This window comes from Psychrobacter sp. (assembly GCF_018260395.1).
Classification (GTDB): Bacteria; Pseudomonadota; Gammaproteobacteria; order Pseudomonadales; family Moraxellaceae; genus Psychrobacter.
Window position 1 is genome coordinate 1 of sequence record NZ_JAGLBC010000056.1, and the last position, 13,386, is coordinate 13,386.

Here is a 13,386-nt window from a genome sequence, read left to right on the forward strand (position 1 = left end):
ACGTAATTATAAAAAATATTCGCTTATAAATCCTTCCTATAATATTTGTAATAAAAAGAGGTAAGTTATGAGTAAGTCAGTCATAGAGCAGCGTATTAGCGATTTACGCGAAGTGCTAAAAACTAATGAAATCGATGCCCTTATCGTGCCTTCAGCAGATCCACATCTGTCAGAATATCTTCCTGAATACTGGCAAGGCCGTCAGTGGCTATCAGGTTTTACCGGCTCTGTAGGTACACTAGTAGTGACTCAGGATTTTGCGGGTCTTTGGGCTGACAGCCGTTACTGGGTACAAGCGGCCGCACAATTAGAAAATACTGGTATTACCCTTCAAAAACTTCAACCTGGTTCCCCCAATCATGTACAGTGGTTAGCTGAAAACCTAAAGTCGGGTGATAGTGTGGCCATTGATGGCAATGTCTTGTCACTGGCGGAACAAGATCGACTGCTTGATGCGTTTGATGAGGTTGCGGATAGTGAAGACGAAGGTATTCGTCTCATTACTGAGCTGGATTTATTGGATGAAATTTGGCAAAACCGTCCTATACTACCTAGCGCTCAGCTATTTGCGCATGATGATCAGTTTGTGTCTCAGTCGGCGCAAGAGAAATTGGCTGAGGTGCGTGCGCATATGGTGCAAATTGGCGCCACTCATCATTTGATTTCAAGCTTAGATGACTTAGCATGGTTGACCAACTTGCGTGGTAATGATGTCGACTACAACCCTGTCTTTTTGGCGCATATGATCATTACTGCAGATAAGGCAACGCTTTATATTGACAACATTAAAGTAGGCGAAGATATCGCTAAGTTGTTGAATGATGCTGGCATTAGCGTGGCAGACTATGACCAAGTTAAAGGCGCACTAGGCGAACTGACACCTGAGCATTTATTATTATTGGATCCCAATAAAGTGGCAGTAGGCACCCTAAATGACCTAGGTGATGACATTGCTATGATTGAGCAAATTGCGCCAAGCACACTGCTAAAATCTGTTAAATCCAAAGAGGATATCGAGCATGTACGTGAGGCCATGCGTCAAGATGGAGCTGCACTGTGTGAGTTCTTCAGTGATTTTGAAGCTCGCTTACATAGAGGTGAGCGTCTAAGTGAATTAGATGTTGATAGTATGCTCATTGATGTGCGGAGCAAACAGCCGCACTATGTCTCGCCAAGCTTCCCAACTATTGCTGGCTATAACGAAAACGGTGCGCTACCTCATTACCGTGCAGTAGAGGATAAGTTTAGCTATTTAGACGGCGATGGTTTGTTATTGATTGACTCAGGAGCGCAGTATCAAAATGGCACCACTGATATTACTCGTGTGGTCGGTATTGGCAATGTCAATGACATGCAAAAGCGTGACTTTAGTCTTGTCTTAAAAGCTCATATTGCCTTGGCCAAAGCTTGCTTCCCAGATGGTATTGCCTCTCCACTAATTGATGCTATTTGCCGTGCGCCACTATGGCAAGCGCAAATGGATTATGGTCATGGTACTGGTCATGGTGTCGGCTACTTCCTAAATGTCCACGAAGGTCCGCAAGTGATTGCTTACTCAGCCAGTAATCCGCCAGAGCGAGCGATGAAGGTAGGTATGATTAGCAGCAATGAGCCAGGTCTCTACCGTGAAGGTAAGTGGGGTATTCGTATCGAAAACTTAATGGTTAATCAGCCGGTACCGACGCCACAAGAAACTGAGTTTGGTCATTATCTTAACTTTGAAACGTTGACTTTATGTCCTATTGACACCCGATTGGTGAACCCAAATATTTTGACTCAAGATGAAATCGATTGGTTAAATGACTACCATAGTCATGTTTATCATGAGCTAAAAGACCGTGTTGAAGGGGAAGCGCTTGCTTGGTTGACTGAGCGCACAAAAGCGATGTAATAGGTTTTAAGCACTTAATAATTATTCTTAAAGCCCTCTTTTGGTGATCTAAAGGAGGGTTTTTTTGAGATATTTATTCATATTCCAATTTATGATTTATCCGATGATACGCTCAAAGTTGTCAGAACAACTGCAGCAACAGCAAATTGGTCAAGAGGTAAAAGACTATTATAAGCTACAGGCTGATGGCTCATTTACTACAGATGTAGTAACGCTAATAGCTGGGGAACTGGATTAGAGGTAGTTTATTTAGCCAGCTAATTTATTCACACACAGTGGATTTATTGTCTAAGCCGCTGCTACTGCTACCTTAGCTACCTTGTAATAGTCGAAATGATGATAAGCAGTTTTAGTAGTAAAGGGTGTAGCCGTATTTCAGCTTGCAGAAGCTTACAACAACCATTCAATCGGTAGCAACGAACATATCCAGACCCCAACACGAGACCAAAATGAGCTGTGGGGTTCATCGTCATACGCAACAAGCTGGTTGTGCTCTTTTGTTTCCCAGTGCAGTTTACCTTGCGAGGTTAAGCTGACCGCATAGCTGTATTGCATTTGATTCTTTTTCATATTATCAGCCAAATAACTGGCAAGCTTTGGACTATCAACTACAAAACCCATTTCGGTATTTAACCGAGCCGAGCGAGGGTCTATATTAAATGAGCCGATAAATAAGGTTTTATTATCAATAATAAAGGTTTTAGCATGTAAGCTTGAGCCGCTACGTTTGATCATGCTGCCACGATTTTTTTGAATGATAACGGTGGCCATGGGTTTGAGTTCAAATATTGAAACCCCCGATTCGAGTAGCGGTGTGCGATATTTGGCATATCCAGAATGCACAGGTACCACATCTGTGGCCGCCAACGAGTTGGTCAGTACAGCTACCCGTTTACCGTCTTTAGCCAAGTTTGAAAATAGGGTATAACCTCGCTTAGTGGGAACAAAGTAAGGCGATATGATGAGTAACTCTTGTTGAGTTTGCTGCATTAAAGGGAGGATATCAGTCAATAAAGAACCAGAATTTTTAGATGCCTTTAAAACCTTGTCAGGTGAGTCACTAATTAGCTTGGTTTTGGTCCATATTAGAGGAATGTTGCCTTGTTTTAGTTGTTTGACAAAGGCTGAATGTTGTAAATCTTGTAAGAAGGCTTTTGTCTGGCTATCATCAACAGGTATTATCTCAAAGGGCTTAGGATTCGAAACATCTATGATACGCTCGATAGGATAAGCCGATTGACTGCTTCAATAGCGATCAAAATCTTGCTCTACATCTTGAGCAGCAGGTCCGACCGCGAGTAGATCTAAATCTGCAAACATCACCCCGGTTCCAAAGCCAAAGTATTCATCACCCACATTACGTCCCCCACCTATGGTCATTAAGCCATCTGCGGTAAAGGACTTATTATGCATGCGTCTATTTAAGCGAAAAAAATCACTTAAGTAGCCAAGCGGGCGAAAGCTGCGCTGCATAAAGGGATTAAATAGACGCACTTCAATATTTGGATGAGCATTGACGCTGGCAAGTAATTCATCCATACCATCGGTATTGTTGTCATCGAGAAGTAGTCGTACCTGTACCCCGCGATCTGCCGCTTGGTACAGGCTCTGCATCAATAAATGTCCTGTTGTATCATCATGCCAAATATAATACTGCACATCGAGGCTATTTTGTGCTGATGCCGCCAGTGCCAATCGTGATAGTAAGGCTTCATGACTGTTATCCAATAGGTAAAGGCCGCTTTGATTAGGATGTGCTGCCATAACAGGCATTAGGCGTTTGGCGATAGGGCTATCTATATGAATAGGACGATGCGTTGAGACAGAACGATCCGTATTGTCTGGTAGGTCCTGATAGGATATTATGCCGAGCAATGCTAGCAGGCCAAATAATACCAGTATGGCAATGAGCAGTTTTTTCAATAGGCTTATTGCCATAATGGACTCAGAATGATTTAAAGCAAAGCTGGTTTACTGCTATTCCTTTAAACCAATTGTGGCGTCAACCTCATTCCACTCAGTTGTCTAGTCTTTAAGCTCGATTGCGTTGACCCTAGTTTAAATCAATGTCACGATATATAAAAAGTTTGAAAGCAGTTGTTAGTTTTCGCTTGCCTCATAGGTTACGAACTTATAGCTTAAACCACTATCGTTATCCATATGTGTATCAGACTCTGCGGTTATTTTAAACTCGTCTGAAAGCAGAGGGTAGAAAGCGGTACCATTTTCAATCTCTGTATCAACAATGGTCAGCTCAATACGGTCAGTATACATCATGGTATTTTTGAAAATTTTCTCACCACCAATAATCCAAATGGTATCAAACTTCAAGCCATGAGCTATATTGGCAGCATGAGTTAAGGCGTCGTCTATATTGTGCACGACATGAAGGTCTTTTTTTCCTTTTAAATTATGTTTCTCCACATAATCCATCTGGGTAGTAATAACAAAATTCACCCGTTTCGGTAAAGGCTTATTACCCATAGACTCAAACGTCTTGCGACCCATAATAACGATACCTTTCACGCCACTATCCACATAGGCATTCGTTTCGGCAGTGGTCATCGCTTTAAAATGCTTCAAGTCATTAGAGATGTGCCATGGCAGTTCGTTGTCTTTACCAATACAACGATTATTGCTAATGGCCGCTATTTGGGCAATTTGGGTATGGGCATAGCTCATAAAGGTGTCCTTAAAGGATATTTGTTTTTATTATTGATGTTCATTTCACTACACGTTAGATAATGTGTTTTAATAAAACTTGCAAAAACTAAACTGCGACCGGTGCTTTAAGGGCCGGATGTGATTGATAATTGTCTACACGAATGTCGTCAAATTCAAACTCAAAAATATCTTTAATTTCAGGATTTAACCACAAGCTTGGCAGCTCGTATGCCTTACGAGACAGCTGTTCATTGACCTGTTCGATATGGTTTTTATACAAATGACAATCACCACCCGTCCAAATAAACTCACCTACTTGTAGATCACAAACTTGCGCAATCATATGCGTCAATAACGAGTAGCTAGCAATGTTAAAGGGTACACCCAAAAACAAATCTGCTGAGCGCTGATACAGTTGGCAAGACAATTTGCCGTCTGCTACGAAGAATTGAAATAAAGTGTGGCAAGGGGGTAGCGCAACTTGAGTCGCTTCCGCTGGATTCCAACCTGAAACAATTAAACGACGTGAATTGGGATTGGTTTTAATTTGCTCAATCACATCAATGATTTGGTCCACGCCATCTTGATTGTAGCTACCGTCCTCAGCTTTGCTAGCCCCATAATTGCGCCACTGATGACCGTATACTGGGCCAAGCTCACCTTCAGGACGACCAAAGCGTGCTGTCTGTTCTGCCGTTGACCATTCATTCCAAATACGTACGCCATTATCTTGCAGATATTTAACGTTGGTATCGCCTTTTAAAAACCAAAAGAGCTCATAGGTAATAGATTTCATGTGCACTTTTTTCGTGGTCAATAGTGGAAAGCCATCGTTTAAATCAAAGCGTAACTGGGCACCAAAATGACTGAATGTGCCCGTACCTGTACGGTCTCCCTTTTCGGTACCGTGGTCACGCACATAGCGGATTAAGTCAAGATAGGCGGCTTCATTTTTGGTGGTTATCATAAGTCTACAATCAAATTATTAATAAAATAAGTGAACTGACAATTCTACATACATATTAAATTGGCTATTTTTCTAATATTAGAAATGTGGTCAAGCGTGTGGTAAAGAATGTTATTAAGCATGTGGTTAAGCATATTATGAAGAATATGGTTAAGCGGCGTATTTGCCCCAGTCGTATTGCTGACGGCGATAAGCCAATACCATTAAAATTACTCCAAAGATAAGCATGGGTAAGGTATACAGCTGACCTTTACTCATCCAACCAAAGATTAACTGGTAGCCTTCATCTGGCTGACGGAAAAACTCAATAGTAAAGCGACTAATACCATAGCACAGCATGAACAAGGCGCTTACCGCCATACGAGGTCGAGGTTTAGAGGAGAACCACCACACGATAATAAAAGTTAATAACCCTTCTGCAAAAGCTTCATAAAGCTGTGAAGGGTGACGTGGTAATAGGTAGCTATCCTCAAATTGAATCATCAAAGATTGCAAAGCAGGATTGGTGGTAATTAAAGCTGAATCGGCGTTTGCGGCTTGTGGAAAGTAGGTCAACCAGTTATAGCCACCATCAGAAACACGACCCCAAAGCTCACCATTAATATAGTTACCAATTCGCCCAAATAAAAGTCCGGTAGGTACACAGGGTACAATAAAATCTAGTACAGTAAAAATGGGTTTTTTGTATTTACGGGCAAAATATATCATTGCCAAGGCTACCCCAATAAAGCCGCCATGGAATGACATTCCGCCCTCCCAGACTTTAAATAGGTAGGCAGGATTGGCCAAAAATTCATCGAATTGGTATAACAGTACATAACCAATACGACCCCCTAATATAACACCCAGTGCTCCAAAAAACACCAAATCGGACACCATATCCGTGGTCCAACCTTCTCGTTTAGAACTGCGATACCAGGCCAGTGCATAGGCAGCAACAAAGGCAAGCAGATACATAAAGCCATACCAGTGGACTTGAATGGGGCCAAGCGAAAGAGCGATAGGGTCAAATTGTGGATGAATCATCATGGCTTAGGGTCACAAAGTTGGTCAATAAATGAAACTCATAATAGCAAAAATAGATCCTTTCGAATACTGCTAGTACAATATCGCTATATATCGATTTTCAATAAAAAAAGCCAAGAACATAGTGATTCTTGACTAAGAAAGTTAAAAATGTGTTTCTAGTTTAGGCTATGGTATAACCATAAATAGCATAAAATACCGCTAATGGCTAAATAGACGTTAAATGGCCACCAATTGTTGGATATTATTTGCGGCCATTTCAGAGCCTCTACCTTGTGCCACAACTTGGCCTCGTGATAATACCGTATAGTTATCAGCCAGTTCTTCTGCGAACTCATAAAACTGCTCGACCAAGACAATGGCCATGTTACCTTGACTTGCCAAATCTTGAATGACTCGGCCAATGTCTTTAATGATTGAAGGCTGGATGCCTTCGGTTGGTTCATCTAATATCAGCACTCTAGGCTCTGAGGCAAGCGCACGTGCTATGGCCAACTGCTGCTGCTGACCGCCAGACAAATCACCACCGCGTCGATGCTTCATCTCATTAAGTACTGGAAATAAATCATAGAGATGCTTAGGAACTTTGCTCGCTTTACTTTGAGAGAATTTAGCCATACCAATCAAAATATTTTCTTCGACCGTAAGCGTCGAAAAAATATCTCGACCTTGTGGTACATAAGCCAACCCCTGATGCACTCGTTGCTCTGGGCTTTGGTTACTGATGTCTTTATCATCCAACATAATTTGACCGGATTTAATCGGTAAAATACCCATTAAGCACTTTAGCAAGGTGGTTTTGCCCACGCCATTGCGGCCTAATATCACACTGCACTCGCCAATGGGCGCAGTTAGGGTGACATCGCGCAGAATATGGCTGCCTCCGTAATATTGATTTATGGCATTTATTTGTAACATAGGACTACCCTAATTTGTCTGTGTATGGTGAGAATGGCGCAACTGGCTTATTGCTAAAGTCTTATATGAACTGCAGACTCGTAATTTAAGACTATTTAAGGTTAACGACCAAGATAAGTCTCAATTACTGCTTCATCATTTTGAACCTCATGTAACGTGCCTTCGGCTAAAATTGCGCCATTTGCCAATACGGTTACTTTTTCACTAATGGCATCGATAAAGGTCATATCATGTTCAACGACCACTAAGGTATGGTCCTTTTTAAGACGCAAGCACAGTTCAGCGGTATGTTCGGTTTCGGCATCCGTCATGCCGGCAACAGGCTCATCGAGTAAGATAAGCTTTGGTTGCTGCATTAACAACATCCCAATTTCAAGCCACTGCTTTTGACCATGAGATAACAGTCCAGCAGGCTTATGAAGCATGTCTTTTAAGCGAATTTGGCTTAGTGTAGAGTCGAGCGTATTTTGAGTATCGGCATCAATTTTGGTAAACCAACTTTTTGAAACCCGTTTGTCTTTCGGAGCAGCCAACATTAAGTTATCAAGTACAGTAAAGTTCTCAAAAACGGTCGGTTTTTGGAACTTACGACCAATGCCTGCTTCGGCGATTTGTTCGGTAGACAACTTAGATAGATCATGAATTTGACCAAAAAAAGCCGTTCCTTCAGTAGGTCGGGTTTTACCAGTAATTACATCCATTAACGTTGTTTTACCTGCACCATTAGGACCAATGATACAACGAAGCTCGCCTTCTTCAATATATAAAGACAAGTTATTAAGGGCTTGAAACGAGTCAAACCACACGCTAACTTCTTCCAAATATAGCGCAATACCATGGCTCATATCAGGACCGGACTTAGGTTTAATATGTGCTAGGCCTAAACCATCGCCGTAGTCTTCCGCCAATGTTGTCACTCGGTTTTTGTTAGTCACTGCTGAGTGAGTAGTAGCGGGTTCATTATTGGAGTCGTTATTGTATACATCAGTAGTATCGTTACTATGGACAGATGTAAGTAAATCAGTCTCTTGATTTAAGGACTCATTCTTAGGCGATTTTAATAAATTATCTGTTTTGGTTGGCTGCGCCACAGTTGTATCTGTCGTCGAATCAATCGTTTGTTTTGGCATTATTCTTTTTCCTTCTTAAATCGGTCGAGTAGGCCAATAATGCCATTCGGCATAAATAAGGTAACAACGACGAATAGACCACCTAAGATAAGTAACCAGAATTCAGGATAGGCCACCGTAAAGTAAGTTTTTATCGCATTAACCGCACCTGCACCGACGATAGCACCGATCAATGTTCCACGGCCACCGGCTGCAACCCATACCGCCATCTCAATAGAGTTAACAGGGTTCATCTCACCCGGATTAATAATACCAACTTGAGGTACATATAGTGCGCCTGCAATGCCGGCAATTATGGCCGATAATACCCATGCTGATAGCTTGTACCAAAGCGTACGATAGCCCAAATACTGTAACCGGTTTTCACTGTCACGAATGGCACCAAGCACACGGCCATAGGGTTGACTCATCAAATAACGCAGACCTAGATATGATAACAGTAGGGCTAAAGCTGTGACAAAGCAAAGCATAGCTCTGGTCGAAGCTGCGGTAATGTCATACCCGAGTAAGGTCGTGAAGCCAGTGAAACCGTTGTTACCACCAAAGCCCGTTTCATTTCGAAAGAACAGTAAAGCTGCCGCATAAGTCATCGCTTGGGTAATAATTGAAAAATAAACCCCTTTGATTTTAGAGCGAAAGGCAAAGTAACCAAAGATAAAGGCAATTAGTCCTGGTACCAGAATCACTAATGCTATTGACCACCAAAAGTTTTGTGTACCTGCCCAAAACCATGGCATTTCAGTCCAACTTAAAAATCGCATAAAGTCTGGCAGGGCATCACCGGCGGTTTCACGAGTTAAATACATGCCAAAGGCGTAACCACCAAGGGCAAAGTAAAGACCATGTCCGAGACTTAAAATACCGGCATAACCCCAAACTAAGTCTAAAGCTAGGGCGACCATGGCAAGCGCCATAATCTTACCAATTAGGGTAATCCAGTAGGCCGAAAGGTGCAATGCTGATGTATCTGGCAGTAAATGTAGCCAAGGTAATATCAGCAAAACTAGGAAACACAATCCAATTAGAATAGAGTTTCGCGGGGAGTCAGATAATAGTTGAGTAATACGCATGAGGTTCTCCTTAATCCACAAAGCGGCCTTTGAGGGCGAATAAACCTTGTGGACGCTTCTGAATAAACAGAATCACAAGAACCAGAAGTATTATTTTAGCCATAACCGCACCGATACCAATCTCGAGCACCGTGCCACTGATACCAAGGCCTAATGAAGCCAATACTGCACCCCAAACTTGACCGACACCGCCGACAACGACAACTAAGAAAGCATCAATAATGTAGGTTTGTCCCAAATCTGGGCCCACATTACCCACTTGTGCCAATGCACAGCCTGCTAATCCTGCAAGGCCCGAACCCAACCCAAACGCCAACATATCGATACGCGCTGAGCGAATTCCTACGGCTCGTGCCATTTGACGGTTTTGAGTCACAGCACGGACAAACAAACCAAAGCGGGTTTTGTTTAATAAATAAATCAGTAATGCCAATACAATCACGGTAAAGCCAATAATGGCGATACGGTTATAGGGTAACGATAGGCTGGCTGAAACTTGATAGGCGCCGCTTAGCCAGTCAACGTTACTGACTTCCACGTTCTGAGCACCAAAAATCATACGCACTAATTGCATAAGTATTAAACTGACACCAAAGGTTGCCAGTAACGTTTCAAGCTCACGACCATATAAGGGGCGAATCACAACGCGCTCGATAATCATACCGATAATGGCACTGACTAAAAAGGCAGCAGGTATAGCAGCGACAAGATACCAACCTAACATATCGGGAAGGTAGGTTTTAAATAAGTTTTGAACCACATAAGTAGAGTAGGCGCCAATCATAATCAGCTCACCATGGGCCATGTTAATGACACCTAGCAAACCAAAGGTAATGGCAAGACCAAGAGCAGCTAGCAAAAGAATACTAGCGGTACTCATACCGGTAAATAAGTGTCCGGTCCAAGTACTTATTTTGATGCGATTAGCAACACTACTTTGGGCGCTGGTTAAGGCAGTTTTTAAAGCAGGATCTAAGTTACCAGCAGCTAATGATGACTCTATATCAACCAAAACTTGTGGATTATCACTGTCTGCTAGTTGATTTAAAGCTTTAATCTTTGTAGCCGTATCACCAGTTTTAAAATCAATACGAGCTTGTAGCGCACTTAAGGCAGCGAGCACTTTTTTATTGCTTTCTTTAGCTGTTGCATCACTGATAAGGGCAGGATCTACTTGATCAATGTTGTCAGACAAGATATCAACTGCTTTTAATCGCTGTGCAGGCTGATCTGAAGCTAATTTTACTTTGGCTTGACCAAAGATAAGTGCTGAGCGCAATGTGCTCGTCAAAGTGACTTGCGATAAATCACTAGGCCAATCTGCGGTCTCTTTTTTATCTGGATAGGTAAAAAGCTGATCTTCACTATTGAGCAAATAGGTCTGACCATTATTACCCTGGTATAACTCATCTTTACTGATTAATTCAACCAAAGTATCTAGGCTTTCTACGGATCCTGGCCAATGATTAAGCATGGTTTGTCGTTTATTAAAGTCACCAGCGACAAATTGTTGGATAGGGTCTAAAGCGTTGGAATTTGAGGTTACTTCAGTAACGGTGGTGGCATTATTTAAAGTTGCTGGGGTAGTTAGCGATTGATCGTTTTGATCAGCCAAAGTATTGTCTGGCGCATTGGCAACTTGAGAGGTGATCGCCACAGTATTGGCAGGCTCAGAAGGAGTATTAGTTTGGGTAACAGACGCTGTTTGAGCCTGCGCTGGTAGCACTAATAAAATAGTGATAGTTAATAACGTGGCCACCCATAAACAAAGGTTCATAAAGTGTGGCAATAACCCTTGTTTATAAATAGCGGCTTTATGGTGTTGATGTTCTACGTTATCTTGCTGTTCTACCTTACATTGTGCGTTGGTATTAGTCACTACGGCATCTGTAACTAAGCGCTGCCGGCGTATTGAATGTGAATTAAGCATAGGCATCATTTTCGGCTCCTTAGTGATTTTAAATCAACTTATAGGGGAGGGTTATTGATATAAAAGAGAATGGCCATGAGGTCCAATTCTCTTTTAATGTTGTAGAAGTAGGGCTAGGATTATTAAGGCTTTTTTGCCTACCTTTATAAATATCTAAAGGACAGGTTGCCAAACAGTTAATTATTACTAATCCTTAGACAGCTAACCGCTATTTAGGGATGTATTTACTCCAAGGCTCAGCGCGGATAACATCTGGTGTCTTACTGATCACATCGAACTGACCATCAGCACGAATCTGACCAATCATCACAGGTTTCCATAAGTGATGGTTTTCTTCATCCATTTTTAGGGTGTAACCAGAAGGAGCATTGAACGTTTGACCGCCCATACTGATACGTACTTTATCAACATCAGTCGTGCCTGCTTTTTCAACTGCTTGTTTCCACATATTGATACCAACATACGTCGCTTCCATAGGATCATTTGTCACAACTTTATCGGCATTTGGAAGTTTATGATCAAGCGCGTACTTTTTATATTTTTTGGTAAAGTCACTATTGACTGGGTTTTTAACCGACATGAAATAGTTCCATGCTGCCAAATGACCTTGTAGTAAGCTAGTGTCAATGCCGCGTAATTCTTCTTCCCCTACTGAGAATGCCATTACTGGAATGTCAGAAGATTTGATACCTTGGTTGGCAAGCTCACGGTAAAATGGCACGTTTGAATCACCATTAATGGTAGAGATTACCGCTGTCTTTTTGCCCGTTGAGAACTTTTTCACGTTTGATACGATAGTCTGATAGTTACTAAAGCCAAATGGCGTGTACTCTTCCATGATATCGGCATCAGCCACGCCTTTAGATTTTAAGAAAGCCTTTAAAATCTGATTGGTGGTACGAGGATAAACATAATCGGTACCTAGCAATACAAAACGCTCAGCTTTACCGCCCTCTGGACTCATTAGATATTCTACCGCTGGAATGGCTTGTTGGTTAGGCGCAGCACCAGTATAGAAGATATTTTTTGACTGCTCTTGACCTTCATACTGTACTGGGTAGAACATCAAACCGTTTAACTCTTCAACAACCGGCAGTACTGATTTTCGTGATACGGAGGTCCAACCACCAAAAATAACGGCTACTTTGTCTTGGGTTAAAAGCTGGCGAGCTTTTTCTGCAAACAATGGCCAATCTGATGCAGGATCTACAACCACAGGCTCAAGTTGCTTACCCAATACACCGCCATTGGCGTTAATTTCTTCAATGGTCATAAGTGCTGTGTCTTTTAACGACGTCTCTGAAATGGCCATGGTGCCAGATAAAGAGTGCAAGATACCTACTTTAATGGTATCGCCATTAGAGGCCGGCGTGGTCTTAGTTTCAGTTGTCGTTTCAGTTTTGGTTTCTGCTGGTGCTGTCTCACTTTTGGTTTCTGCTGGTTTTTGGCACCCAATAAGGCTCAAGCTTCCAACTATTGCCACAGCTAATACAGATAGGCGTGAAGATATTTTAGAATCTGTAGAACGGTTTGCGACGACTGGAACAGTGGCGAATAAAGACATGTGTTTCTCCATGAGTAAAATAACAGCTATGTAAGCTGAAGTAATGATAGGTTACTAACTGTTAATTATGTTTCAATATTTGTGCCAACATAAACTTAATGAAATTGCACCACTATTGTTCTTATAGTTGTAAATTGGAATATTTATGACCTATAAAAGATGATTTAACTTGTCTTAACAGTCGATTTATATACTTTAAGAGATAAAAACGAATACGATTAAAATA

At 41.8% G+C, this 13,386-nt stretch carries 12 protein-coding genes; 2 read left to right on the forward strand and 10 right to left on the reverse strand.

Annotated elements, in window-relative coordinates:
- Positions 1 to 67 precede the first annotated feature (67 nt).
- A complete protein-coding gene (locus tag QZ265_RS05910; protein WP_296404338.1) occupies positions 68 to 1,891 on the forward strand; it encodes an aminopeptidase P family protein in 1,824 nt (607 codons plus the stop codon).
- Between the two features lie 64 nt (positions 1,892 to 1,955).
- Positions 1,956 to 2,129 (forward strand): hypothetical protein, encoded by a 174-nt coding sequence (locus tag QZ265_RS05915; protein ID WP_296404340.1) that lies wholly within the window; start codon positions 1,956 to 1,958, stop codon positions 2,127 to 2,129.
- A gap of 152 nt (positions 2,130 to 2,281) precedes the next feature.
- Here QZ265_RS05915 and QZ265_RS05920 read toward each other — a convergent pair whose 3' ends face one another.
- From QZ265_RS05920 to urtA, 10 genes are all read right to left on the reverse strand, one after another.
- Positions 2,282 to 2,902 carry a phospholipase D-like domain-containing protein gene (locus QZ265_RS05920; RefSeq protein ID WP_296404342.1) on the reverse strand — a complete coding sequence of 207 codons (621 nt, stop codon included), beginning with the start codon at positions 2,900 to 2,902 and terminating at the stop codon, positions 2,282 to 2,284.
- A gap of 234 nt (positions 2,903 to 3,136) precedes the next feature.
- Positions 3,137 to 3,829: a phospholipase D-like domain-containing protein gene (locus QZ265_RS05925; protein WP_296404344.1), complete on the reverse strand. Its 693-nt coding sequence runs from the start codon at positions 3,827 to 3,829 to the stop codon at positions 3,137 to 3,139.
- A gap of 162 nt (positions 3,830 to 3,991) precedes the next feature.
- Positions 3,992 to 4,573, reverse strand: coding sequence for a dihydrofolate reductase (locus tag QZ265_RS05930; protein ID WP_296404346.1), 582 nt, complete (start codon positions 4,571 to 4,573; stop codon positions 3,992 to 3,994).
- 88 nt (positions 4,574 to 4,661) lie between these two features.
- Entirely contained in the window at positions 4,662 to 5,522 is an 861-nt protein-coding gene (locus tag QZ265_RS05935; RefSeq protein WP_296404348.1) for a thymidylate synthase, read from the reverse strand.
- Between the two features lie 150 nt (positions 5,523 to 5,672).
- A complete protein-coding gene (gene lgt, locus QZ265_RS05940) occupies positions 5,673 to 6,551 on the reverse strand; it encodes a prolipoprotein diacylglyceryl transferase (protein ID WP_296404350.1) in 879 nt (292 codons plus the stop codon).
- A 216-nt stretch (positions 6,552 to 6,767) separates the two neighbouring features.
- Positions 6,768 to 7,466 carry an urea ABC transporter ATP-binding subunit UrtE gene (gene urtE / locus QZ265_RS05945; RefSeq protein WP_296404353.1) on the reverse strand — a complete coding sequence of 233 codons (699 nt, stop codon included), beginning with the start codon at positions 7,464 to 7,466 and terminating at the stop codon, positions 6,768 to 6,770.
- Positions 7,467 to 7,567: 101 nt separating this feature from the next.
- Positions 7,568 to 8,596 (reverse strand): urea ABC transporter ATP-binding protein UrtD, encoded by a 1,029-nt coding sequence (gene urtD / locus QZ265_RS05950; protein ID WP_296404355.1) that lies wholly within the window; start codon positions 8,594 to 8,596, stop codon positions 7,568 to 7,570.
- Complete coding sequence (urtC, locus tag QZ265_RS05955) at positions 8,596 to 9,666, reverse strand: urea ABC transporter permease subunit UrtC (RefSeq protein ID WP_296404358.1); 1,071 nt, start codon at positions 9,664 to 9,666, stop codon at positions 8,596 to 8,598. The genes urtD and urtC overlap by 1 nt, the downstream gene beginning before the upstream one ends.
- A 10-nt stretch (positions 9,667 to 9,676) precedes the next feature.
- Entirely contained in the window at positions 9,677 to 11,605 is a 1,929-nt protein-coding gene (gene urtB, locus QZ265_RS05960) for an urea ABC transporter permease subunit UrtB (RefSeq protein WP_366513663.1), read from the reverse strand.
- 199 nt (positions 11,606 to 11,804) lie between these two features.
- Complete coding sequence (gene urtA / locus QZ265_RS05965; RefSeq protein WP_296404360.1) at positions 11,805 to 13,160, reverse strand: urea ABC transporter substrate-binding protein; 1,356 nt, start codon at positions 13,158 to 13,160, stop codon at positions 11,805 to 11,807.
- Positions 13,161 to 13,386 lie beyond the last annotated feature (226 nt).

Bases quoted from the DNA above. Each gene is read 5' to 3' on its own strand.
- QZ265_RS05910 (WP_296404338.1), top strand. From the start codon at position 68: ATGAGTAAGTCAGTCATAGAGCAGCGTATTAGCGATTTACGCGAAGTG.
- QZ265_RS05925 (WP_296404344.1), bottom strand. From the start codon at position 3,829: ATGGCAATAAGCCTATTGAAAAAACTGCTCATTGCCATACTGGTATTA.
- QZ265_RS05930 (WP_296404346.1), bottom strand. From the start codon at position 4,573: ATGAGCTATGCCCATACCCAAATTGCCCAAATAGCGGCCATTAGCAAT.
- QZ265_RS05935 (WP_296404348.1), bottom strand. From the start codon at position 5,522: ATGATAACCACCAAAAATGAAGCCGCCTATCTTGACTTAATCCGCTAT.
- lgt (WP_296404350.1), bottom strand. From the start codon at position 6,551: ATGATGATTCATCCACAATTTGACCCTATCGCTCTTTCGCTTGGCCCC.
- urtE (WP_296404353.1), bottom strand. From the start codon at position 7,466: ATGTTACAAATAAATGCCATAAATCAATATTACGGAGGCAGCCATATT.
- urtD (WP_296404355.1), bottom strand. From the start codon at position 8,596: ATGCCAAAACAAACGATTGATTCGACGACAGATACAACTGTGGCGCAG.
- urtC (WP_296404358.1), bottom strand. From the start codon at position 9,666: ATGCGTATTACTCAACTATTATCTGACTCCCCGCGAAACTCTATTCTA.
- urtB (WP_366513663.1), bottom strand. From the start codon at position 11,605: ATGATGCCTATGCTTAATTCACATTCAATACGCCGGCAGCGCTTAGTT.
- urtA (WP_296404360.1), bottom strand. From the start codon at position 13,160: ATGTCTTTATTCGCCACTGTTCCAGTCGTCGCAAACCGTTCTACAGAT.